This window comes from Streptomyces sp. RB17 (assembly GCF_009604455.1).
Taxonomy (GTDB): Bacteria; Actinomycetota; Actinomycetes; order Streptomycetales; family Streptomycetaceae; genus Streptomyces.
Genome location: NZ_WEGL01000005.1, coordinates 661,425 through 684,354 on the forward strand (window position 1 = coordinate 661,425; position 22,930 = coordinate 684,354).

At 68.2% G+C, this 22,930-nt stretch carries 19 protein-coding genes and 4 pseudogenes; 9 read left to right on the forward strand and 14 right to left on the reverse strand.

From position 1 onward, the window contains the following. Positions 1-211: 211 nt before the first annotated feature. From SRB17_RS46580 to SRB17_RS24750, 3 genes and pseudogenes are all read right to left on the reverse strand, one after another. Entirely contained in the window at positions 212-379 is a 168-nt protein-coding gene (locus SRB17_RS46580; protein WP_228396229.1) for a hypothetical protein, read from the reverse strand. A 22-nt stretch (positions 380-401) separates the two neighbouring features. Next, positions 402-614: pseudogene (locus SRB17_RS48540) on the reverse strand (transposase); the annotation flags it as partial. Positions 615-743: 129 nt separating this feature from the next. Then, entirely contained in the window at positions 744-1,535 is a 792-nt protein-coding gene (locus SRB17_RS24750) for an SAM-dependent methyltransferase (RefSeq protein ID WP_153542242.1), read from the reverse strand. A gap of 282 nt (positions 1,536-1,817) precedes the next feature. On the opposite strand from SRB17_RS24750, the pseudogene SRB17_RS46585 reads away from it, so the two are divergent. Continuing rightward, positions 1,818-1,988 (forward strand): annotated as a pseudogene (locus tag SRB17_RS46585) (IS5/IS1182 family transposase); the annotation flags it as partial. A 185-nt stretch (positions 1,989-2,173) separates the two neighbouring features. On the opposite strand, the gene SRB17_RS24755 reads toward SRB17_RS46585, so the two are convergent. The 4 genes from SRB17_RS24755 to SRB17_RS24770 all read right to left on the reverse strand — a co-directional run bounded on the left by SRB17_RS24755 (position 2,174) and on the right by SRB17_RS24770 (position 8,350). Beyond that, complete coding sequence (locus SRB17_RS24755) at positions 2,174-5,416, reverse strand: TIM-barrel domain-containing protein (protein WP_153542441.1); 3,243 nt, start codon at positions 5,414-5,416, stop codon at positions 2,174-2,176. A 169-nt stretch (positions 5,417-5,585) separates the two neighbouring features. After that, complete coding sequence (locus SRB17_RS24760) at positions 5,586-6,677, reverse strand: aldose epimerase family protein (RefSeq protein WP_153542244.1); 1,092 nt, start codon at positions 6,675-6,677, stop codon at positions 5,586-5,588. A 51-nt stretch (positions 6,678-6,728) separates the two neighbouring features. Next, on the reverse strand, positions 6,729-7,754 hold the full coding sequence (locus SRB17_RS24765; RefSeq protein WP_323376186.1) for a LacI family DNA-binding transcriptional regulator: 1,026 nt from the start codon (positions 7,752-7,754) through the stop codon (positions 6,729-6,731). Between the two features lie 80 nt (positions 7,755-7,834). Further along, complete coding sequence (locus SRB17_RS24770; RefSeq protein WP_323376187.1) at positions 7,835-8,350, reverse strand: ABC transporter permease subunit; 516 nt, start codon at positions 8,348-8,350, stop codon at positions 7,835-7,837. Positions 8,351-9,170: 820 nt separating this feature from the next. Here SRB17_RS24770 and SRB17_RS24775 point away from each other — a divergent pair. Both SRB17_RS24775 and SRB17_RS24780 read left to right on the forward strand, forming a co-directional pair. After that, the gene (locus tag SRB17_RS24775; protein WP_153542246.1) at positions 9,171-11,441 is read left to right on the forward strand and encodes a glutaminase family protein; all 2,271 of its coding nucleotides are present in this window, start codon (positions 9,171-9,173) and stop codon (positions 11,439-11,441) included. Between the two features lie 110 nt (positions 11,442-11,551). After that, positions 11,552-11,749 (forward strand): annotated as a pseudogene (locus tag SRB17_RS24780) (transposase); the annotation flags it as partial. An 11-nt stretch (positions 11,750-11,760) separates the two neighbouring features. Here SRB17_RS24780 and infC read toward each other — a convergent pair. The 5 genes from infC to SRB17_RS24805 form a co-directional block, all read right to left on the reverse strand. Next, positions 11,761-11,979: a translation initiation factor IF-3 gene (gene infC, locus SRB17_RS24785; protein ID WP_323376211.1), complete on the reverse strand. Its 219-nt coding sequence runs from the start codon at positions 11,977-11,979 to the stop codon at positions 11,761-11,763. 132 nt (positions 11,980-12,111) lie between these two features. Next, positions 12,112-12,339: a non-oxidative hydroxyarylic acid decarboxylases subunit D gene (locus SRB17_RS48115; RefSeq protein ID WP_153542248.1), complete on the reverse strand. Its 228-nt coding sequence runs from the start codon at positions 12,337-12,339 to the stop codon at positions 12,112-12,114. 718 nt (positions 12,340-13,057) lie between these two features. Continuing rightward, positions 13,058-13,960, reverse strand: coding sequence for a carbohydrate ABC transporter permease (locus tag SRB17_RS24795; protein WP_153542250.1), 903 nt, complete (start codon positions 13,958-13,960; stop codon positions 13,058-13,060). Then, positions 13,957-14,850, reverse strand: a complete 894-nt coding sequence (locus tag SRB17_RS24800) for a carbohydrate ABC transporter permease (protein WP_228396230.1) — start codon at positions 14,848-14,850, stop codon at positions 13,957-13,959. Before SRB17_RS24800 ends, SRB17_RS24795 begins: the two co-directional genes overlap by 4 nt. Positions 14,851-14,993: 143 nt before the next feature. Then, a complete protein-coding gene (locus SRB17_RS24805) occupies positions 14,994-16,349 on the reverse strand; it encodes an ABC transporter substrate-binding protein (RefSeq protein WP_228396231.1) in 1,356 nt (451 codons plus the stop codon). 517 nt (positions 16,350-16,866) lie between these two features. Between SRB17_RS24805 and SRB17_RS24810 the strand changes: the two genes are divergently transcribed. The 5 genes and pseudogenes from SRB17_RS24810 to SRB17_RS48550 form a co-directional block, all read left to right on the forward strand. Further along, entirely contained in the window at positions 16,867-17,025 is a 159-nt protein-coding gene (locus SRB17_RS24810; protein WP_153542255.1) for a hypothetical protein, read from the forward strand. Between the two features lie 751 nt (positions 17,026-17,776). Further along, positions 17,777-18,157 (forward strand): CocE/NonD family hydrolase C-terminal non-catalytic domain-containing protein, encoded by a 381-nt coding sequence (locus SRB17_RS48545; RefSeq protein WP_416237084.1) that lies wholly within the window; start codon positions 17,777-17,779, stop codon positions 18,155-18,157. A 445-nt stretch (positions 18,158-18,602) separates the two neighbouring features. Next, positions 18,603-20,027 carry a non-reducing end alpha-L-arabinofuranosidase family hydrolase gene (locus SRB17_RS24820; RefSeq protein WP_153542257.1) on the forward strand — a complete coding sequence of 475 codons (1,425 nt, stop codon included), beginning with the start codon at positions 18,603-18,605 and terminating at the stop codon, positions 20,025-20,027. 201 nt (positions 20,028-20,228) lie between these two features. Then, complete coding sequence (locus tag SRB17_RS24825) at positions 20,229-20,549, forward strand: hypothetical protein (protein ID WP_153542259.1); 321 nt, start codon at positions 20,229-20,231, stop codon at positions 20,547-20,549. Between the two features lie 10 nt (positions 20,550-20,559). After that, positions 20,560-20,814, forward strand: a pseudogene (locus SRB17_RS48550) (Tn3 family transposase); the annotation flags it as partial. A gap of 123 nt (positions 20,815-20,937) precedes the next feature. On the opposite strand, the gene SRB17_RS24835 reads toward SRB17_RS48550, so the two are convergent. Beyond that, a complete protein-coding gene (locus SRB17_RS24835) occupies positions 20,938-21,648 on the reverse strand; it encodes a TetR/AcrR family transcriptional regulator (RefSeq protein WP_153542445.1) in 711 nt (236 codons plus the stop codon). 126 nt (positions 21,649-21,774) lie between these two features. Between SRB17_RS24835 and SRB17_RS24840 the strand changes: the two genes are divergently transcribed. Next, positions 21,775-22,452 carry an SDR family NAD(P)-dependent oxidoreductase gene (locus tag SRB17_RS24840; protein WP_153542261.1) on the forward strand — a complete coding sequence of 226 codons (678 nt, stop codon included), beginning with the start codon at positions 21,775-21,777 and terminating at the stop codon, positions 22,450-22,452. 199 nt (positions 22,453-22,651) lie between these two features. On the opposite strand, the gene SRB17_RS24845 is transcribed toward SRB17_RS24840, so the two are convergent. Continuing rightward, entirely contained in the window at positions 22,652-22,879 is a 228-nt protein-coding gene (locus tag SRB17_RS24845) for a hypothetical protein (RefSeq protein ID WP_228396232.1), read from the reverse strand. Positions 22,880-22,930: the final 51 nt, after the last annotated feature.

Sequence of the window (22,930 nt, forward strand, 5' to 3'; positions counted from 1 at the left end):
CAGTGCTACGGCCAGCAGTGTCGACAGCAGGTAGCGGCGGGGTATCGGAGAAGGCATGCCGTGATCCTACTGACGCTTCACAAACACCGATTGAGCGCGCCGAGATACAGATCCCGCAGCATGTACCCGATGGGCCGCGGGTCCACGTCGGGGGCCAGCCCGTTCGAACTCGCAGCCCAGCTCGGCGTGAGCGGGTCTTTTTGAGGCGACATCAGCAGTTGAGGCTGCGGGCCAAGGAGACGAAGGCGTCGTGGAGTTCGGTGCGGCCGGGGTTGGAGTCGTAGCCCTTGTCGCCGAGCACGGCGTCGGGACGTCGGCGGGGGCCGCCGGGCCGGCCGGCGACGGTTGGGATGCCGGGGTGGTGTTTGGTTTTCGGCAAGCAGGAGGTGGTGCAGCTGGTCGGAGACGCCGGCCTGCGGCCACCGCTCCGGGCGGCGCCAACAGGTCTGTCCGGAGCCGAACCTCAGCTCCAGCGGTAGGAATAGCCAGGCTATGTCGTCGTAGAGGGTGAAGAGGATGCCTTGCAGGCAGAGCCTGTGTGCCCCGGCGACCGTTCGGGCCTGGGAGGCAGTAACGGCTTGATCAGCGCCCACAAGTCGCCGTCCACGATGCACGGCCGAGACGAAGAGCCGGGCCGGTTCGCCGGACCACAGGTCAAGTGCGGCGTCAACGAGCGCTGCAGCATGTCGACCGCACCGCCATGGCCCCCATCCTCTTCTCCTGCACCGTGGCCGGCGCCGTCCTCACGGCACACGGGCCACGCCCGCGTAGATACCACTACCCTCGGGCGTGGCAGGCCCGGCCGTGGACTGGACCCACTCTGGAGCCGTCACCACTCCGGGGTCCACGAGCTCCAGACCGTCGAAGAAGCGGACGACCTCGGGGCGGGACCGGAAGCCGAGGCGGATGCCGCCCTTGGCGTACTCGGCCGTCACCTGTGCCGCCAGCTCCTCGTAGCGGTCGGATGCGGCGTGCGAGAGGACGAGGTAACTGCCCGAGGGGAGAGGCGCGAGCAGGTTGCGCACGATGTCGTACGGGTCTTGGTCGTCCGGGATGAAATGCATGAGCGCGATCAGCGACATCGCGATGGGCCGCTCGAAGTCGAGTATGTTTCGGGCATGCTCGAGGATCTCCTCGGGCCGGCGCACATCGGCCTCGATGTAGTCGGTGGCCCCGGCCGGGTGACTGATCAGCAGCGCCTCGGCGTGTGCCAGCACGATCGGATCGTTGTCCGTGTAGACGATCTTCGCGGTCGGCGTCACCTCCTGGACAATCTGGTGCAGGTTCGGCTCGGTGGGTATGCCCGTGCCGACGTCCAGGAACTGGTCGATGCCCTGCCCGGCGAGCCAGGCGGCCGCCCGGTGCATGAACTGCCGGTTCTGCAGGGCTGCGGTGCGGGCCTCAACCGGCAGCCGCTCGCCCACCGCTTCGTCGATGGGATAGTTGTCCTTGCCGCCCAGCAGCCAGTCGTACACCCGTGCGGGATGCGGCCTGCTGGTGTCGATCTCCCGGCGGCGATGGATCTCCGACGTCATGACGGACTCCTGGGCGAGTTGACGAAGAGTTCAAACGATCACCGCAGTCTCGCACATCAACTTGTATTACTCCGAGGGTAGTTGCGCGCCAGTTCATCTCAACCGCAGGACAGCCCAGGTCGCGCCGGGCGACGTGGCAGCGCGAGAAGCGGAATGGTGGTGCCTGCGAACCGTTTCGGACACGTGGGCACCATCTCCGGGGGCCAGGTGCCTGGGGCGTCAACTACGCAGTCGATGACGCCGGTGTTGCTGAAGGCTCGGGGTGGCGGGCATTTCGCGTGTATGGGCGGGGTGTTACGGGCTGAGCCGGCGTGGGTGGAGACGTTCACCGGCTTGCGGATGCGGCGGTTCAAGAAGCTGCGACGCGTCGTGCGGGAGCGGGGCGGGAACGGTCCCGGCGGTGTCCGGCTGTGGTGTCTGCCGCTGGCCGAGCGGGTGCAGCCGGTAGCCGTGCAAGTGGATTGTGGACGGCACGTTGGCCCCGGTCGGAAACCGTACGGTCCGTGCCCAGGTGGGTGAGGGTGGCCAGGTCGAGTTCGTCGCGGCCGACGTTCCGCGGAAGGGGGGGCGTACGGCGGCCGCCTGCGGAAGGACGCGGTGTGCGCCGGGCAGCAGGCGGCCGCCGGGAGCGTGTCTGCCTATTGGTAGGTGACGGTGATCGGCCCGCGCACGCTGTGCGGCGGCAGGGTGATCGTGAGAGTGCTCGTGTTGCGGTTCCAGTGGCAGTCGGCCGCGGTCAGCCGGACACCGGTGGCGGTGACCTTCGTGGGTGCGTGGGTCGTGCCCAGCAGTGACAGCGTCCATCGGCGGTTCTTCACCTGGCTCTGGAAGGAGCCCCGTGCCGGATCGATCGACACCGTCTGGCGTGAGCCGCTGCGCCGGTAGCGGACGGTCGTCGTGGCGCTGTGTCCCTTCTGTGTGGTGGTTCCGTCGTCCTCGTACAGGCGGTACGACCCCGGCGCACCCGTGGCGACGGTCAGGGTGACGTCGGTCAGCGGAGCCTTGTCGTTGCTGGTTACGTCATGGGTGCGGGTCGGCAGGATGCCGCCGGCCTTGATGAACACGGGCATGGTGTCCAGGCCGGTGGTGACGTCCTGCGTGGTGCCGCCCTGGTAGGTCTTGCCGGTGAAGTAGTCGGTCCACCGGCCGGGCGGGAACCATACCGAGGTGGTCGCGGTGGTCCCGGCCGTGGTCACCGGGGAGACCAGGACGTCCGGGCCGTAGAAGTATTCGCTGCCCGAGGTGGCGTACGCCTGGGCCTCGTCCGGGTACTCCAGGTAGGTGGGGCGGACGATCGGCACGCCGGTGCGGTGCGCCTCCTCTGCCATTGAGTACGTGTAAGGCACCAGGTTCTCCCGCAGGTTGAGGAACGTGTCGGCGGACTTTCGCGCCTGGGCCCCGTACTGCCAGGGCAGCCGGTCGCTGTGGTTGCTGTGCAGGCGGTCGATCGGCTGGAAGGCACCGAACTGTACCCAGCGGGCGTACAGGTCATCGGGCAGCTTGTGCGTGGTGCGGGTCCGGCCGCCTTCGGTGTAGGTCTCCGAGCCGGTCAGCCCCGTCGTGTCGTTGTGGCCGCCGATGTCATGCGTGATGGCTGCCATCCCGGTCGCTGCCGACTCGCCCGGGGTGTAGCCGACTTCCAGTTTCAGGGTGCCCCAGGTGGAGGAGGTGTCGCCGGTGAAGTGCACGGTGGTCCGCTTGTCCGCCCACGGTCCGGTGGACAGGGCCTGCTGGCCGCTGTATCCGCCGGCCTGGAGGGAGCCGTAGGCGCGCGAGAGGACGAAGCCACGGCCGAGGGTCTTGCCGGTGAGGGTGGCGTACTGCTGGTTGATCCACGCGTCAGGTGTCACACCAGGCAGCGATGACTGCGAGGAGTCGCAGCACCAGTCGAGCCACCAGAAGTCGTTGCCCTGCCCGTCCATGGTGCGGTGCAGGTCCAGGTACGCCTTGAGCTGGTCGGGGTCGCCGAAGTCGAAGGTGTAGCAGTTGTTCTCGACCGAGGCGCCCGAGGCGCAACCGCCCTTCGTCAGCTTGCCCCTGGCCGTGGCCTGCGCGCGGGCGAACTGGGGGTCGGAGGCCAGGATGCTGGGGTGGACGTTGAGCGTGTTGTGCAGCCCCTGCGCGGCCGACCAGTCGAAGAACCCCTTTGGGTCCGGGAACCTGCCGGGATCCATTTCCCAACCGCTCCAGTTGTTCACGGCCTTGAAGTCCGTGTCGGTCACCAGCACGTCCAGCGGGACGCCTTCGGACCGGAAGGCCGGGAGGATGGTGTCCTCGTAGTCGGCGGCGGTGCGGTCGATGTACTCCGAGTACCACACGCCGTACGTCCAGGGGGGCAGGAGTGCCGGAGGCCCTGTCAGGGACGCGAGGTCGGTGAGGCCCTGCTTGTAGTGGTGCCCGTAGCCGAAGACATAGCCGTCCTGGTAGGGCTCGCCGCCGTGCGCGGGGCGCGGTGTCACCTTCTGCGTCGCGGTGTCGTACAGCGCCGACGGAGTGTCGTCAAGCAGGTACCATCCGTCCTCGTTGAGCAGGCCGGGGGTGGTCGCGGGGGCGGGGCCGTCACCAGTGACGCCGTCCAGACCGCGGCGGTAGCCGCCGAGTGCGAGGTGTGGCTGCGGGACCGCGGCGCCGGTGGGGTTGACGGAGATGGTGTCCAGGTTCACATGACAGCTTGCCGTGTCGGGGCAGCCCAAGGTGACGTCGTCCTCGCCCGCCTTCAGGGTCACCGGCACCGAGGCGGTCTGCCAGTCGTCCCAGTCCTTGGTCGCCGGCAGCGTCAGGGTCCCGGTGGCGGTGCCCGCGGACACGGAAGCGGTGCGGGTCTGGTGCAGGCCGTCGCCGCCGGTGCCGTTGGCGTAGCGCACCCGCAGGGTGTAGGTGCCGTCGGAGGGCACTCCGACCAGGTGGGTGGTCAGGCTCGAACCCTGGTTCAGCTCGGCGACGAAGCCGTTGCCCGCGTAACCCTGGTGGTCGGTGGCGCTGGTCGCGGTGCCGGCGATCCGCCCGGCCTCCGCCTCGCAGCTCGCGCCGAGCAGGCAGCCGGTGATCGCTGTGGAAGAGACCGACGGGTACGGATCGCCGGGGCGCACCAGCGCGATGCTGTCGACGTTGACGTTCCCGGTGTCCGAGGCGGTACGGGTCAGCGCGATCGTGTGGTGGCCCGTGCTGAGCGGGACGCTCGCGGTGGCGACGTTCCAGGTGTCCCAGTTCGCCGTGGTCGGCAGGGTCACCCTCTGCTGCGCGCCGCCGTCGACCGACAAGGTCAGCGTCCGGGTCTGGTTCTTGCCGTCCCCGCCGAGGGAGTTGGCGTAGCGCAGGTCGAACTGGTAGGTCCCCGCACTGCTGACATCGATGTCAGCGGACGCTGAACTGCCGGTGCCCGCGAATCCCGCGGCGAATCCGGTGCCTGTGTGGCCGGCGTGGTCCGAGGCGACGGACACGCCGTCGAGCTGGAGGTTTTCCGCCTCACACAGAGCGCTCAGTGAGCAGGTCAGCCGCTGCCAGGGCGTGGCGGTCACCGGGGCGTCGCCCGCCGTCAGGTGCACCGAGAGGTTCTGGGCGTCGAACGGTCCGGAGCCGACGCGGTAGCGGAGGGTCAGCGAGCTCGTTCTGATGGTCAGCCAGCCCTCCGAGGTCTGGGCGGTGTAGGCGGCCGGGGCGAAGCCGTCGCGGCCGATCGCGTTGAACGTGGGGTTGTCGGTGAATGTGTGGTCGCCCGCGTATTCCGTACGGATCAGCGTCGGCGAGAGGACCTCGAAGCGGGCGTCGCCGGACGTGACGGTCGGGATGCGGTGGCCTTGTGGCGCCTGGTCGGCCGAGGCGGGACCGGTGGCCGCCGGCGTCAAGGTCGCGGCGAGGGCCAGGGCCGCGGCCACACCCATGTGCTGCCGTATGGATCTGCGCCGTGGTTTCTTCGATGAGACTGTCATGTCAACTCCGTTTCTGCGTCAGCCGGATGGCGGGTGGTCGTCGACTGACGCCGTCGGTTGGGGCAACCGGTGGCGTCCTCCGCGCGGGCACGGGCCACTCCCACCTCCGGCGGGCTGGTGATCAGGCCTTCAGGTGCGGAAAGCCGAACTCGGTACGGGTGCGGTACTCCTCGCCCGGACGCAGGACCGTGCTGGGGTACTCCGGCCGGTTCGGCGAGTCGGGAAAGTGCTGGGTCTCCAGGCACACGGCGCCGTGGCGCTCGTAGGGTTTGGCGTCGGCTCCTGAGAGCGATCCGTCCAGGGTGTTGCCGGTGTAGACCTGGATGCCCGGCTCGGTGGTCCACACCTCCATCCGCCGGCCGCTGCCGGGGTCGGCCAGACGAGCGGCACGGCGCAACTCGCCCGGAGTCCTTACGGGGACGAGCACCCAGCAGTGGTCGTAGCCCCCGGCGGCGGTCAACTGTGTGTCCTGCCGGGCGATCCGGTCACCGATCGGGTGGGCGGTACGGAAGTCGAAGGCGGTGCCCGCGGTGGGCACGGGCGGGTCGAGCGGGATCGCCTCGGCGCTCACCGGCAGGTACGCGCCCGCGTCCAGCTCCAGGGTGTGACCGAGCACGTGGCCGGTGCCGGCCCCGGCGAGGTTGAAGTTGGAGTGGTTGGTGAGGTTCACCACGGTCGCGCGGTCGGTGCGGGCCCGGTATGCGATGGCGAGGGTGCCGCTGCGGTCGAGGCTGTAGGTGACCTCGACGTCCAGGGTGCCGGGAAATCCCATGTCGCCGTCGACGCTGCGCAGTTCGAGGTGCAGTGCGGTCAGCCCGTCGCCGTTGCCGGAGGCCGGGCCGCCCTTCCAGACCCGACGGTGGAAACCGTCGGGGCCGCCGTGCAGCGCGTGGCCGCGGTCGGTGACGGGCACGCGATGGGTTTCTCCGTCGAGGGTGAACTCGCCGCCGGCGATGCGGTTGGCGTAGCGGCCGATGAGCGCGCCGAGGTAGGGATGGGGGGCGCAGTACGCGGCCATGTCGGGCAGGCCGAGCACGATGTCGCCGACGTCCCCGCACCGGTCGGGCACCCGCAGGCCGGCCACGATGCCTCCGAGGGTGAGCACGTCCGCGCTGACCCCGCTGCAGGAGTCCAGCCGCCGGCGGTGCACCGGTCTGCCGTCAGGCGCGGTGCCGAACGGTGAGCCGGCCAGTGTGCAGTGGGGTATCGGCATCCTCGTCCTCGGGCGTCGGAGGTGTACGGGGCGCTGAGGGTGGTGTCCGGTTCAGAGCCTTCGGACGGCGGTGGACTCGCGCACGATCAGCCGGTAGCCGGGCTGGATCCGGCGGGGTTGCGGCGGCGCGTCCGTTCCCCGGGCGGCGATCCGTTCCACCAGACAGTTCACGGCGAGGCGGGCGAGGCCGGACTTGTCGGGAGCGACGGTGCTCAGCGAGACCGCTCCATAGCGTCCCTCCTCGATGTCGTCGAAGCCGACGACCGCGACGTCCTCGGGCACGCGCAGGCCGCGTTCGACGAGCGTGCGCATGGCGCCGAGCGCGACCAGGTCGTTGTAGGCGAAGACGGCGTCGGGACGCTGGTCCCGGTCGAGCAGCAAGGCCATCGCGGCGGCGCCGTCGGCCCGGTCGTAGCCCTTGGTGGCCACCACCAGGGACTCGTCGGGGACCAGGCCGGCCGCGGTGATCGCCTCCCGCCAGCCGCGCAGCCGGAGATGGGCGGGCTGGCGGGCACTTTCGCGGCGCGCGCCCAGGAAGGCCACCCGGCGCCGGCCGAGGTCGAGCAGATGGCGCACCGCGATCCGGGCCGCACCCACATTGTCGATCATGATGTGGTCGTAGGGGCCTTCGTACTCCCGCTCGCCCAGCAGCACCATGGGCGGAGCCTCGGGCCGATCCAGCAGATCCCTGCGTTCCAGCCCGATCGGGCTGAGGATCAGCCCGTCGATGACGTGCGAACGGAAGCCCTGCGAGACCAGAAGCTCCTTCTCGCGCAGCCCCGCGGTGTGGTCGAGCAACACCGTGAGGTCGTGCCGGGCGGCCTCGTCGATCACCGCCCCCGCGACTTCCGCGAAGTAGGGGTTGCCCAGTTCCGGAATGGCCAATGTGATCAGGCCGGTGCGGCCCTTGCGCAGGTGGCGCGCCGTCAGGTTGGGCCGGTAGCCCAGCTCGTCGATGGCCCGCTGGACCCGCTCACGGGTCTGGGGGGTCACGTGCGGGTAGTCGTTGACGACATTCGAGACGGTCTTCACCGACACGCCGGCGCGCAGCGCGACATCCTTGAGGCTGACGCCCACGGCGATCCTTTCTCAGAGGCACAGGGGTGGTCCGGCCGTCTGCCGGGCGGCCATGCCGGGCCCGATTCGGCGGCGGGTGCTCATTCCAGCTGTTGGCTGCGGCTGAGCAGGGCCTGCATCAGAACTACCACAGCCAGAAAGGCACCGTTGACCGTGTTGGTGAAGGCGGAGCCGTACTGCGAGACGCAGTGATCGATGAGGTTGTGGATGGCCGTGAGCAGCAGCACGCCGCTGACGGTGCCGCCGACCGAACCGCTGCCCCCGGTGAGCAGGGTGCCGCCGATGACCACCGAGGCGATGGCGGTCAGTTCGTAGCCGACGCCGATGGTGGTCACACCGGATCCCAGGCGCGCGCCGCCGAGCACGCCGGCCGCCGCGGCCAGGGTGCCCGAGAGCAGACAGACCAGCACTTTGGCGCGGGCCACCGGTAGGCCGAGCAGCAGTGCCGCGTTCTCGTTGCCGCCCATCGCGGTGAGGGTGGCGCCGAAGCCGGTGCGGGCCAGCAACAGCGCGCCCAGGGCGAAGAGCACGATCACGATCAGCACCGGTGTCCAGGTGCCTGCGCCGAGGGAGCGGAAGGCGGAGTGCTGGGGCACCAGATAGGTGGTCGCGCCCTCGTCGGTGACGGCCTGCAGCAGACCGCGCAGTCCGAGCAGCCCGGGCCGCCGGAGGAGGCGCTGGGTGAGGCCAACTGCTGAGCGGCTGCGGAGTTGTCGCCCGCGCTCGCGTCGGCACCGGAAGCGGTCGAGTCGTTGCCGGAGTTGGTGCAGGCGGTTGCGGTCAGGGACAGGCCGGCGGTCAGTACCGCGGCGGAGACAGCCTTGGCCCGGACGAAGGAGTCCATGCGCCGATCACATCCTCGTCGAAACGGTCGTCGGGGCGTGCGGAGTTCTGTCCGAAGAGAGAAGAGGAAACCGGCCGGGCGGGCTTGGCGACCGGGCCTGACAGGTTGATACAACGATGTAGAAGCACAGTGGAGGACGGCGCAGAAAACTGTCAAGACGTCAGTTCGCTGCTGATCGCGGTCTATGACGGGACCCGCAAACCCCGACACAAGGCGCGGAGCCGGGCCCCTGGGAAGCCGCCTTCGGCACGCCGACAGAACCCCCTGGTCAACCTCAAATGCCAAGATGGAGAAGGCTCTTGAGATCGGCTGCACCGCGACCTCGACGGCCGGGAAACGCGGTGCCGCCGAAGGGTGGACATGACATCCGGGCTGTGCTGTCATCGTTCTGCTCGTCTTTCCATCGTTGTAGTGACGACCCTCCGCGAACTTCACCATCTGCCGTGTGGTCGATGCCGAGGCCGCCTCCGCGCCGTCCCCCTGGCTCCGTCCGGCAGATCGACGCGCCCATCCCCGCGCGCTCCTGCCTGCCCTGCACCGCCTTCCCCGAGCGGCTCTTCCGGGAGATCCGAATGACCTCAAGGAACGACAACACCGACCTGCCCGCGAACGGCTCGAACGTCGCCGATTCCCCAGCCCGCCCCGGCGCCTCGGCCGGGAGACTCAGCCGCCGCGGCCTGCTGCAGTGGACTGGCGTCGGCCTCGGCGCGGCCGGCACCGGTCTGCTGCCGGGCTTGGCCCCAAGCGCCCAGGCCGCTGCCTCCCAGCCGCCGCAGGAGACATCCACACAGACGGCCGTTCCCGGCTTCTCCGGCAGCCGGTCCGCCGGCCTGGTCGCGCCGTCCTTCGATCCGATCCGGCCCCCCGCTGTCCCATTGGCCGTGCGCTCGCCCTACCTGAGCACGTGGCTGGACGCCGATCTGCCGGCCGGCCACTGGCCGGTGTTCTGGACGGGCCACACGACCGCCATGACCGGCGTCATCCGGGTGGACGGCACCAACTTCCTGTTCCTGGGCGCGCCGAACGTCCCCGACCACCCGCTCTCCCGCGGCGTGCTGCAGCGCTCGCTGACCCTCACCGCGACCCGCTCGGAGTTCGTCTTCGCGGCCGGCGGCGTACAACTGACCCTGACGTTCCTGTCCCCCGTCGAACCGGGCGACCTGCGCCGCCAGTCGATGCCGCTGTCGTACGTCATCGCGGACGTGCGCAGTTTCGACGGCAAGGCGCACGACGTCTCGCTGTACTTCGACATCTCCGGCGAGTGGGCCTCGGGCGACGTCGGAACGAAGATCCGCTGGTCGCAGCAGCAGCTGTCCGGCGCCGGCGGAACCACGGCGACCTCACTGTCCTTCACTCCGGACAGCCCGGGAGTGCTCAAGGAGAACGGTGACATGGCCGCATGGGGCACCGTGGTGTGGAGCGCCACCAACCGTCCGGGGCTGAGCTGGCAGATCGGCTCGGACACCAGCGTCCGAGCCACCGCACTGGCCGGCCACGCGCTGGCCGACTCCGCCGACACCCGCCAGCCCCGCCCCATCAATGACAGCTGGCCGGTCTTCGCCTTCCGTTTCGACCTCGGCAGCGTCCAAGGCTCGACCCGCGCGCTGCTGTCGATCGGGCATGTTCGCGAACCCGCGGTCAGCTACCTGGGCGAGCAACTGCCGCCGCTGTGGAAGTCGTACTGGTCGAGCTGGCAGGACATGGCGGCCTTCTTCCACTCCGACGCGACCGCGGCGCAGAAACGGACCGCGGCCCTGGACCACAAGGTCCGCACCGAGGCGACTGCCGCCGGCGGCGCCAAGTACGCTGCGCTGTGCGCTCTCTCCCTTCGACAGGCGTACGCCGGCACCGAGCTGGTCAGCCGGAACGGCAAGCCGTGGGCGTTCCTGAAAGAGATCTCCTCCGACGGCAACGTCTCGACGATCGACGTGACGTACCCGGCGATGCCGGTGTTCCTTTATCTGGACCCGCAGTACCTCGGTCTGATCCTCGAACCGCTCTTCGACTACGCGGAGAACGGCGGCTGGCCCAAGAAGTTCGCCGAACACGACCTCGGCTCCAGCTACCCCGATGCGAGCGGACACAACGACGGCAACGAGGAGGACATGCCGGTCGAGGAGTCCGCCAACATGGTGCTGATGACCGCCGCCTACCTGGCGCGCAGCAGCTCCGCCACGGCCGCCGCGTTCGCCTCCGCGCACTACACGATTCTCAAGCAGTGGGCCGACTACCTGGTGGACAACGCCCTCGATCCGGGTTACCAGAACCAGACCGACGACTTCACCGGCTTCATCGCTCACAGCGCGAACCTCGCTCTGAAGGGCATCCTGGCCATCGGCGCCATGGCCCAGATCGCGACCGTGGCGGGCAGATCCTCCGACAGCACGCACTACGGCAGCACCGCCCGTGACTACGTCGGCCAGTGGGTGGACAAGGCACAGGACACGGACAAGGACCACCTCAAGCTCGCCTACGACCAGCCCGGCACCTGGAGCCTGAAGTACAACGGCTACCCCGACTCACTGCTCGGGCTGAACCTCGTGCCACGCGAGGTGGCCCGCAAGGAGGGCGACTGGTACCTGTCGCAGGCCAACCAGTTCGGCATCCCGCTCGACCCGCGGCACAGCTACACCAAGGGCGACTGGGAGATGTGGACGGCCGCGTGGCTGCGCGACCATCCGGTGTGCGAGCTGCTGATCTCCGCGCTCTACCAGTTCGCGCACACCTCTCCCTCACGGGCACCGTTCACCGACTGGTACGACACCGCGGCCAACACCCAGAACGGCTTCCAGGCCCGCCCGGTGGTCGGCGGCGTCTTCGCCCTGCTGAGCCTGCGCCGATAGCCGCACCCAGCCGGCGCCGTGGTGGGCGGGGGAATAGGGGGCAGGGTTGCGCGTGGAGCGGGGGATGGTGGGGACTTAGAGCTCGTCTCATTTGGATGGTTCGGTAGTGTGTGGTTGTGGGGATTGTGGAGCGGCTGGTGCCGGACGAGTTGTGGGTCTTGTTCGAGCGGGTGGTGCCGACGGCGCCGTCGCGTCCGCAAGGTGGTGGGCGGCGCCGGTATGGCGATCGGGAGGTGTTGGCGGCGATCATTTTCGTGGCCACGTCGGGGTGTACGTGGCGGCAGGTGTCGCCGGTGTTCGGGCTTTCCAACAGAGAATATTAACGCTCTTGTCGGGTCGCCTTGAACTTCCCATAGTCCATGAGCTTGGCGACCGGTGGACGCGCGGTCGGGGCCAACTCGACCAGGTCGAGATTGGCCTCGGCAGCCAGGCGCAGCGCGTCCTGGATCGGGACAATGCCAAGCTGCTCACCATTGGGGCCGACCAAACGTATCTCGGGAACGTGAATCCGGTCGTTGACGCGAGGCTCGACGCTGATGGGTTCTCCTCCTTCTCAGGCGTTCAGATATCGCCGCCGGGCGTGAATCACTTCTCCCACCCGGCCAAGACAACAGTCGAAAGCCAGTCCAGACAACCAGACGCTACCAGGCCAGCCAAATGAGACCAGCTCTTAAAGGGCGCCGGCGATGTCCTCGACAGGCATCTTGAAGCTGTCGGGACAGGCGTCGTGCTGGGTGCGGCGGGTGGGTTCGCTGGTGTGCCAGCAGTAGAGGCACTGCCGGCATTGGGGCACCTCCCAGGCGCCGGAGATGGGGGAGGCGTACAGCTTTGCGATGGTCTCGTCGATCGCCGAGGCGAGGAAGCAGCCGAGATCGCCGTCGTGCACCTGGTAGTACACAGGCGCGAGAAGTCGTCGACATCGTCTCCGGATCCGGCATGCCCACGTTCGGCGACTGGGAGCGCACGGTGCTCGAGTACAGCCACGAGCACGTTGTGCGGGCCCGGCGTGCCGTTGGCGATGTGCAAGGCGGACAGCGCCGTGCCGGACGGATGGTTGGCGTACTCGAGCAGGTCCAGGGCGGCCAGGATGCCTCGCGTGGCGACGTTGACCGCCGGCATCGGCTCGGAGTCGGTGAGCTTGAGCCACTTGGCGATCCCGTCGAGCCCGACCTGGTTCGATTCGAACCAGTGCCAGGCGAGGCCACGGCGCACCGGGCGCTTCTCGCGGGGGCCGACCGAGTCCTCCCGGCGGAAGCCGGAGAAGTAGTTGCCGCCCGGGCAGCGGATGGTCGTGCTGCCGGGGCTCCCTGTCGAGTTCGACGACGTCCATATGGAACCCTTCATCGTTGGCGCTCGAGTGTTCCGGTTCGTAGAGCCCGGTGTGCACGCAGCGGCCGAGGTGCTCGACGAACGCGCCGACGGTGCGGCGTCGGACAGGAGCGAAGACGGCATGCTTGTCGGGTTCGATGTGGGCGCTGGGCAATTCAATGGCTATTTGCGTGGGATGGCGCGGGGCGTGCCGGAGGCTGGGCGATGCCGTCGATCGGCGGCCTGCCCCTGCCGGGGGCACGGCAGGGTCAGGCGTGAGTCGGTCCGGTGCAGATCCTGGTGCCGGTTCAGCCCTTCACGGCGCCGGTGAGACCGCCGACGATGCGCTTCTCGAAGATCGAGAAGAAGATCAGTGCGGGCAGCATGGCGAGCGAGGTGAACGCGAGGACCTTCGCGGTGTCCGAGGAGTACTGCGAGGAGAACGCCTGGACGCCGAGCGGCAGGGTGAAGTTCGCGTCCGAGTTGAGGATGTACAGGGGCAGGACGTAGTTGTTCCAGCTGCCGATGAACGCGAGGACGCCGACTGTCACCACACCGGGCAGCGACAGCGGGATCACCATGCGGAAGAAGAATCCGAGTCGGCTTGCACCGTCGATCGCGGCGGCCTCCTCGATCTCGTTGGGAATGGCTCTGAGGAACGGCACCAGGATGATGACGGTCGTCGGCAGGCCGAAGGCGATCTGCGGGACGATGATGCCGAACAGGTTGTCGACGAGGCCGATGTTCTTGATGACGATGTACAGCGGGGTGATCGCGATGACCATCGGGAACATCAGGCCGGCGGCGAACAGGGAATACATCGCGCCCTTGAGCTTGAAGTCGTAGCGCGCGATCACGAAGCTCACCATCAGGCCGACGACGACGATACCGACGGTGCTCACGAGCGCGACGATGAGGGAGTTGGCGAATTCGCCCCAGAACGTCCTGGACGTCAGGACGTCGGCGTAGTTGCCGAGGACCCAGGGGTGCGGCAGGGCGGCCGGGCTCGTGGTGAACTGCGCGTTGGTGCGGAATCCGCCGAGCACGATGTAGAGCACCGGTGCGATGCAGACCCCGATGAAGAGCAGCGCGATGAAGTAGGTGAAGGGACTTCCCCACTGCTGCGGCTTGTCACGACTGTCGCGACGGTCGATGGGCGTCTTCGGCTCCGAGTCGGAGGACAACCAGGAGTTGGCGGTCGTCGCGCTCATCGGGCGGCTCCTTCGGTGACGGCGCCCTGGAGGTCGCGGCGCAGGACGAAGCGCTGGTAGATCAGCGCGACGACGAGCGAGATCAGGAACATCACGACCGCGATGGCGCTGCCGTAGCCGTAGTTGCCCGCGTTGCGGCCCTGGGCGACCATGTAGATCGCCATGGTCGAGGTGCCCGCGGTGCCGGAGACGTACGGACCCCAGATGATGTAGACGAGATCGAACAGCTGCAGCGAGCCGATGATCGACAGGAACGCCCAGATGCGGATCGTCGGTCCCAGCAGCGGCAGCGTGATGCGGCGCTGGATCTGCCAGTAGGAGGCGCCGTCGATCTGAGCCGCCTCGAAGAGCTCCTCGGGGATCGACTGCAGTCCGGCGAGCATCAGAATCACCGCGAAGCCGATGTACTTCCACGAGATGATGCCCATCAGTGTCCAGATGGCCAGCTTCGGGTTGGAGAGCCATTCAGCCTGCAGAGAGCCCAGGCCGATGTGGTGCAGGAGATCGTTGACGGCGCCGTTCGTCTGGAGCATCAGACTCCAGCCGGTGCCGACGACGACCTCTGAGATGACGTAGGGCACGAAGATCAGGACGCGGATGACCGAGCGGCCGCGGATCCTCTGGTTGAGCAGAAGCGCGAGGACGATCGCCAGCGGGCCCTGGATGACCACGGAGAGCACCAGGATCAGGAAGCTGTGCCACAGGACTTGCTGGAACGCGGGGTCGGTGAGGATCAGCTTGTAGTTGTTCAGGCCGACCCAGTCGGTGGGCGCCCCGTAGCCCTTCCACCGGTAGAAGCCGTAGAACGCAGCGAGCGCAACCGGGAAGATCACGAACGTCAGGAACATGATGATCGCCGGCCCGGACAGGACCGCGATCTCGAGTCGCATCCTGGCACGGCCGCGGCGGCGCGCGGCCGCTCGCGGCGAAGTCGGGGACGCGGACTTGGCCGCGCCCCCGACTCCGGTCGTGCCCTGCGACCGGCGGCCGGTGGCCGCGTCAGTACCCAGGGTGTTGCTCATCGTCTGCTTACTCAGCCCTTCGCGGCAGCGGCGTTGGTGTCCTTGGCGATGTCGGCGGCGGTGCCCTTGCCGGCCAGCAGGTTCACGACGGCGGTGTTCATGGCGTTGCCGACGTTCTGGCCGTACTCGGTGTCAAGGAACTGCACTGAGTAGGCGGCCTTGTTGAAGGTCCGCAGTGCCGAGACGTTGTAGGAGTCGGTGACGACCTCCTGGGCGTCCTTGTTCACCGGGATCGTGTAGAAGGCCTTGGCATAGGCCTTCTGCTGGTCCTTGGTCAGAAGGAACTGGAGGAAGCCGAGGGCCTCCTTCGGCGCGTTCTTGGACAGCGAGAATCCGTCGAGGCCGCCCATGATGGCGGTCGGGTCGCCCTGGCCACCGGCCACGGCAGGGAAGGGGAACCAGCCCAGGTCAGGGAGCGGCTTCTTGTCCGGGGTCAAGCCGGCGATCACACCAGGATCCCAGTTGCCCATGAGTTCCATGGCCGCCTTGTGGTTCGCGAGCATGCCGGCCGACGACCCGGCACCCTGCTGCGACGAGTTCGTCAGGAAGCCCTTCTGGAAGGGGTCGACCTTCAGGAACGAAGCCAGGTCGTCGCCGGCCTTGGTCCAGCAGGAATCGGTGAACTTGAGCGACTTGGCAGTCTTCGTCATGGTGTCCTGACTGCACTCGCGCAGTGCGAAGTTGTAGTACCAGTGCGCAGCCGGCCAGGCGTCCTTGGCACCGACCGCGATCGGCGCGACGTCGATCGCCTTCAGTTTCGCGACATCGGCCTCGAGCTCGTCCATCGTCGTCGGCGTCGAGGTGATGCCGGCCTTCTTGAACAGATCCTTGCTGTAGTAGATGCCCTCGGGCTGCGTGTCGACCGGCATCGCATAGGCCTTGCCGTCGATCGAATAGCCCGCAACAGCTGCCGCACCCGCATTCGCCTTGTCAGCGGCGGTGAGGTCCAGCGCCTGGACCTGGCCGGCGTCGACCATGGCCTGCATCTTGCCGCCACCGCGCTGCAGGAAGATGTCCGGCGCGGAGCTCGAGTTGAGCGCGGTCTGCAGCTTGCCGTCGAAGTCCTCGTTCTGGATTGCCTGGATCTTGATGGTGACGTTCGGGTGCAGCGAGTGGTATGCCTTGGCGGCGGTCTTCCAGTACTCCGCACCTGGCCCGGGCTGCGCGTTCTCCCAGAGGGTCACCGTGACCTTGCCGTCGGCCGAACCGCCGCCGCTGTCGGCGCCGCTGCTGCCGGCACACCCGGTGGCAGCGAGTGCGATGCCCAAGCCGATCGCGACAGCCGTCGCGCTGCGTGCTTTCCTCGTCATCGTGGAGACTTCCTGATCTGTCGTCAAAGGCGCAATAGGTGCGAATGATTTGCGCAACGTGATGGATTGTTGGCTGTCAAAGGTCTTGTAGGTGCGCTGATCTGGGTGTCCAAGCGCCAGGCTGACCGTGGCAACAGTGAGGGTCGGTCACGTGCGCGGATTCGCGACGATCACTGCAACCCGTGCTTCCCTCCTCCGGGCATGAGCGTGTGGACGTGCCAGGTGGACGGGTGTGACCGTACGGTGTCGTCTCCGTTACGGGGGGTCTCGATCGCTCGAGAGTATGCGCTGGGCGCAGAGCGGCAGTCAATGACTCGTTTTACGAAAGTTCGCCGAAACTTACGAACCAATGCCCGCGTGGGGTCCGAAATATTTCGACACCCTCCGTCGGCCGCGCCCGTCCGGCCGCGGTCCGCGCTCGCGGTCCCTTGAGGCCGACGGCGGCGTGAACGAGCAGTACAGCCGCTGCAGTTGCGAGCCCTCGCAGGTTCGTGCCGGCTCGGGCCCTGGTGCCACCGGAAAGCAACACGTTGCCGTCCACTCCCGCGAGGCCGACGCAGGGGGAGCGGTTCAGATGGCGATCGCGATCGTCGCTGCCGGCACCGGCGGGCTTGCCGCGGCCCTGGGCCTGCATGAGACCGGACACCGTGATGCGCCCGTGTTCGAGACGGTTGCTGCCTGCGGCGACGGGGAGTGGGCATCAACCTGCTCCCGCACGCTGTGCGCGCACTGACGGAGGTGGGACTGGACAGTCGGACTGCCGAGCCCGCGGTGGCTTCCGACACGCCGGCCCACTTCAACAGTTGCGGGCAGCGGATCTGGAGCGAGCCGCGCGGCTTGTCCGCCGACCACCGGCGGCCGCAGCTCTCGGTGTCTCGCAGGCGGCTGCAGTGCACGCTGCCGCGACGTCAGAGCCGCGCGGACGGTAAGACCGCCGACTGGAACCGGGCCACTGATCCCTGCTCCAATCGTCGAAATGCATCCGACCGGATCCAACGGCGCGTCCCAGGCGATCCTGGACACGCGAACACCGGCGCCGCACCTGGCCACCCCACCGACGGTCGAGCAGGCCCCGCCTGCCACGAGGTCGACCGCCGCATCACCACCGCACTCGTACGCGGCAACCGCGGCCAAGGCCCCCACTGAGCCCGCTGAGCGTCGGGCGCTCAGCGACTTCGACCCCGCCCGGCCGGCCGGAGTCATCTCACCGCTACGGCGTACGCTGCTGGCCGCAGTGCGCAGCGCCGAGGACCTGCCGGAGATGCCCGACGCGCAGATCGGACGGTGGTGTCACCCGCCACACCTGCGATGCCGACGATCCCACGCCCGCTGTCGGCGGCTCCAGCCTGAACCCGGACTCCGGGCTGGTCGACATCAGCGCGCACGAACGCCGCGCCGAACGTCACCGTCTTCCGCAGCACCCCGCTGGAAGACGCCGTCGTCATCGCCCGCGAGCTGGTCGCCCGGATCCGGTCCGCTCTTCCATTCCCAGCGCCGATGTGTTCGTCCGCATCTGCGACGTGCACCCCGCGGGCCGTTCCATGACCGTCTGCGACGGCATCCGCCGCATCGGAAGCATCGGCACGGCCACCACCGACCCACAGCCCCCCGAAGACGGCTTGGCCGAGGTGGAAGTGCCACTGTGGCCGACCTTCCACCGGTTCGAGGCCGGTCACCATCATCGGCATCCAGGTCGGCTCAGGCGCGGATCCGCGTTACGTCCCCAACCCCGGCAACGGCGAACCCGCCGTCACCGCCACGGCGACCGTCCGCGCCGAGCAGGAGATCTCCCACGACACCGCCCGAGGCCACGGCGCAAGCAGGGCAGGCAGGAAAGTCGGGTGTGTGCGAATGTTTCGGCGTAGCTATCGAATCATGCGAGAGGTATTGACGCCGTTCACTGGTTCCCTATCATCCAAGTTGCTCGATACTTCGACGTGTGTTCGATATCACGAACACGTACTCGTACAGCAGGGCGCCCCAGGTCACACCCACCGCAATGGCCGAGCCGCAAGGAGCATGCCGAACGATGGATATGTCATGGACGCATCAAATCAAATCTTCTCCCGTCGTCGCACGCCGACGGCGGGCTTGCACCGCGACGCTCAACGTCCGACGCAGGCCGGTGCATTTCGCAGTAGCCCGAAGGCATCGGGCGCCACCGGTCTTTCAGAGGATCTCGCAGGACCGGGGAGTCGCAAGGGGTCAGCCCGGTGCCCACGGACCGCTGCGAACCGCACCCCATCGACAGTCCGGACAGCCTTTGACGGGGCCGACCGGAACCGCTTGCTCAAGGATTACGAGGTCCCCATGCGCAGAGGAAGTTTCAGTCGCAGACGTCTGTCTGTGGTGCTTGCCGCCGCGGTTGCGGCCCTGGTCGCGTTGGCTGCGATGCTCGTCGCCGGCCCGGCTCAGGCGGCCACCAGCGGCGCCTTGCGCGGTGTTGGTTCCGGTCGGTGTCTCGATGTGCCGAACGCCAGCCAGACCGACGGCACATACCTGCAGATCTGGGACTGCTCGGGCGGGACCAACCAGCAGTGGACGTTGACGGACAGCAACCAGCTGACCGTGTACGGCAACAAGTGCCTGGACGTCCCCGGCCACGCCACCACGGCCGGTACCCGGGTGCAGATCTGGACCTGTAGCGGCGGTGCGAACCAGCAGTGGCGGGTGAACTCGGACGGCACGATCGTCGGCGTGGAGTCCGGGCTGTGCCTGGACGTCACGGGCGCCGGTACGGCCAACGGTACGGCGGTGGATATCTGGACGTGCAACGGTGGCGGCAACCAGAAGTGGACCGGCCTGTCCGCGTCGACCCCGCCGGGCGGCAACTGTGCTCTGCCGTCGACGTACCGCTGGTCGTCGACAGGGGCGTTGGCGCAGCCAGCGAACGGGTGGGTCGCGCTGAAGGACTTCACCAACGTCGTGTACAACGGCAAGCACCTGGTCTACGCGTCGAACGTGTCGGGATCGTCGTACGGCTCGATGGCGTTCGGTCCCTTCACGAACTGGTCGGACATGGCGTCGGCCGGCCAGACCGGGATGGGCCAAGCCGCGGTGGCGCCCACGCTGTTCTACTTCGCGCCCAAGAACATCTGGGTGCTGGCGTATCAGTGGGGTTCGTCGACCTTCAACTACCGCACGTCGAGCGACCCCACCAACCCCAACGGCTGGTCCGCGCCGCAGCCGCTGTTCACCGGTAGCATCACCGGCTCCAGCACCGGCCCGATCGACCAGACCCTGATCGCCGACGGCCAGAACATGTACCTGTTCTTCGCCGGTGACAACGGCAAGATCTACCGGGCGAGCATGCCGATCGGGAACTTCCCGGGCAGCTTCGGCTCGTCGTACACGACGGTCATGAGCGACACGACGAACAACCTGTTCGAGGCGCCGCAGGTCTACAAGGTGCAGGGCCAGAACCAGTACCTCATGATCGTCGAGGCCCAGGGTGCGAACGGGCGCTACTTCCGCTCGTTCACGGCCTCCAGCCTGAGCGGCTCGTGGACCCCGCAGGCCGGCAGCGAGAGCAACCCCTTCGCGGGCAAGGCCAACAGCGGTGCCACCTGGACCAATGACATCAGCCACGGTGACCTGGTCCGCAACAACCCCGACCAGACCATGACCATCGACCCCTGCAACCTGCAGTTCCTCTACCAGGGCAAGTCCCCCACTGCGAGCGGCCCCTACGACCAACTGCCCTGGCGGCCGGGCATCCTCACCCTGCAGCACTGACCCGCCTGATCCACGGTGATCGCGATGTGGTGCGGTCCGCCGAAGCGTGAACGAGCGGTTCACGGCGTGGGCGACTCCACCTGCTGACCGATGCTCACCGCCCTGAGGAGCCCCAGCCGTGCGTCGGCTGGGGCTCCTGCCTTTGGCGGACTCTCATCGTGGGTACGGACCGAAGCACTACGACGCCACCGGGGATACCGCTTGGCGGCCGTGATGTGCGCCGCCCTCCTCACCCAACGCCACCGGCGCACCCGCATGGAGGGCCTGCTCGTCTCCCTGGTCGCGCTGCTGGTGACGCAGACCTGCACCATCGATTTGACCGTGGTCAGGACACATGTGGGGTGGCGGGCCGCTCGCCTACGTCGACGGGCCGCGCTTCGTCGTCCCCTCAAGAGCATCGCGCGTGGACGTGCGCTCGACACGCCCGACGGCGCGCGTCCACCCACCTTCTTCACCACTGCTTTCCGTCGCGAACTTCGGCCCGCAGGCGGACCTGCCGCTGAGCTGAGCCAGTTCGGATAAGAACCAGCTCGCCGCCCTCGGCCTGGTCCCCAGCGCCGTCGTCCGGTGGAACACCCGCTACCTTGACGCGGCCGTCACTCAGCTCCGCGCCGAGGGCCACGACATCAAGGACGAGGACGTCGCCCGGCTCTCTCCGCTCAAGGACCGGCACATCAACTTCCTGGGCCGCTACCTGTCCAACATCAAGGCCAGCGGCTCCGGCCGGGGCCAACGCCCCCTCCGGGACCCCGACGCTGTCGAAGACGCCGAGGACGAGGACGACTGAGGGCCACGGCGTCACGCGACGCAGAGGCCTTCATCAGGTGCGTGCGGGCGGTCGCCCTTGTTCTTGCCAGACGGAACGACGTGCTTGCGGGCGATCTCGGGGCCGGGAGGGGTCCCGGTCACCTCACTTCCCCTTCCCGCTCTTTCCAACCTCGGGTGCAGTGATGTCACGGCTCGCGCGGAGCATCGCCTGATACAGCGCGGCGTCCTCCGGAGGGTCCGGCAGCGGGCCGCGGGCGGGGGCCCGGAAGGACTGGATCATCCACGCCACAAGGCGACGCCAGGCGTCAGGGGCCGCGTCGCCGGTGGCGGTCAGGACGCCGGCGTTGGCCATGAGCAGCAGGACGAGGTCCCGGCTGGTGAAGTCCTCACGCAGTTGTCCGCTGTCCTTGGCGCGGGCGATGAGTTCCAGAAAACCCTCATATGCCTCGGCGCGACACGCCTCCAGGGCCTCGGCACCGGGGAAGCTCATGGTCAAAATGTCGGCGAAACCGCGGTCGGCAGCCTGCATCGCGCAGACCGTCTCGATGTAGCCGGTGAAGCCGCTCCACGGGTCGGGGTCGGCGAGGGCCTCGGCGGTGGCTCGCACGTAGGCGTCCATCCGGTCCGCGAAGACCGCGGCGAGCAGCTCCTCTTTGCCTGGAAAGCGGCGGAACATGGTGGCGATCCCCACCCCTGCCTCGCGCGCGACCGAGGCCATTGACGCGTTGAGCCCGTCGCGGCCGAACACCGCACGCGCGGCGGCGATGATCCGTGCCCGGTTGCGCTCCGCGTCGCTACGCAACGGCTGGGCGCCGGAGTCGGTTCCGCCGGTGTGCTGGTCCCCAGGGTTCATGCCAGCCAGACTAGCAAACCGGAAAGCCCTATCCGATTCCCGTGTTACGCTCATCAGCGAACCGGAAAGGGCTATCCGGATCGAAAAACGGATATGCCTTTCCATTTTGCCCACGAAAGGCTTCCCATGCCCACCACCGCCATCGTCGGCGCCGGCCCCCAGCTGGGCCTCGCCATCGCCCGCACCTTCGGCTCCCAGGGCCACAATGTCGCCCTGATCGCCCGCAATCGCACCAAGCTCGACGAGATGACCGGCAAGCTGGCCGCCGACGGCATCACTGCCGCCGCGTTCCCCGCCGACGTCCTCGACCGCGACGCGCTCACCCAGGCGCTGCAGGACGCTGCCGCACATTTCGGCGGCATCGACGTCCTGGAGTACTCCCCGGTCGGAGGGCTGGACTCGACCGTCCTGACCACCCCGAGTGCGACTGAGCCCGCGCAGGTGCAGTACGAGATGGAGTTCCAGCTCTACGGGGCAATCGCTGCCACGCAGGCGGTGTTGCCCGCGATGCGCAAGTCCGGCGTCGGCACCCTGCTGTACACCACCGGCGCCGGATCCATCGACCCGGTGCCACAGGTCGGCAATGTCAACGCCGCCGCCGCGGCGCTGCGCAACTGGGCGATCAACCTGCACAAGGAACTGGCCGACAGCGGCGTCCAGGCCGCCCACGTCGGCATCGACGTGTCGATCGGCATCTCGGTCATCCCCGGATTCCCGACGGCCAAGCCCGAACAGATCTCCCCGGTCTACTGGGAGCTGCACACCACCCACCGCGGCGAGGCCGAACGCGTCTTCAGTCTCTGACACCACGCCGCTTCACCCCTATCCTCGACCGTGCCGCGGCAAGCTCCGCCGCGGCACGGTCAATGAGGGCCGCAGTCCGCGCGACCCCGTCAAGGTGGCCGCGAACCTGTGGGCTTGGTCTGGGCTTCGCCACCCTCGCATTGCGCTCGAAGCCGGTCACGATCAATGGCGCCAGAGCTTCCTCCCAGGCCCCGGTGTCCTAGCTCAGACACCAGCCGCAAAGTAGCGGGGTGACCACGTGCTCGCCGCCGTGGCGGCTTGCTCGTGGTGTTCGCGGAGTATCCGCATGACGGTGGCGGGCCTTCTTCGCGCCGGTGGTGATGAGGATCCGCTTGGCGATGTCGCGCAGGCTCATTTCCTGGTCGCGCAGGTGGAGGGCCACGTACTCGCGCTCCATGCCCGACATGGCCGCGAGCACGGTGAACACGATGCCGGACGGGTCGTGCGAGCGCTTCAGGGGTCTCGGCGGCCGGTGTGA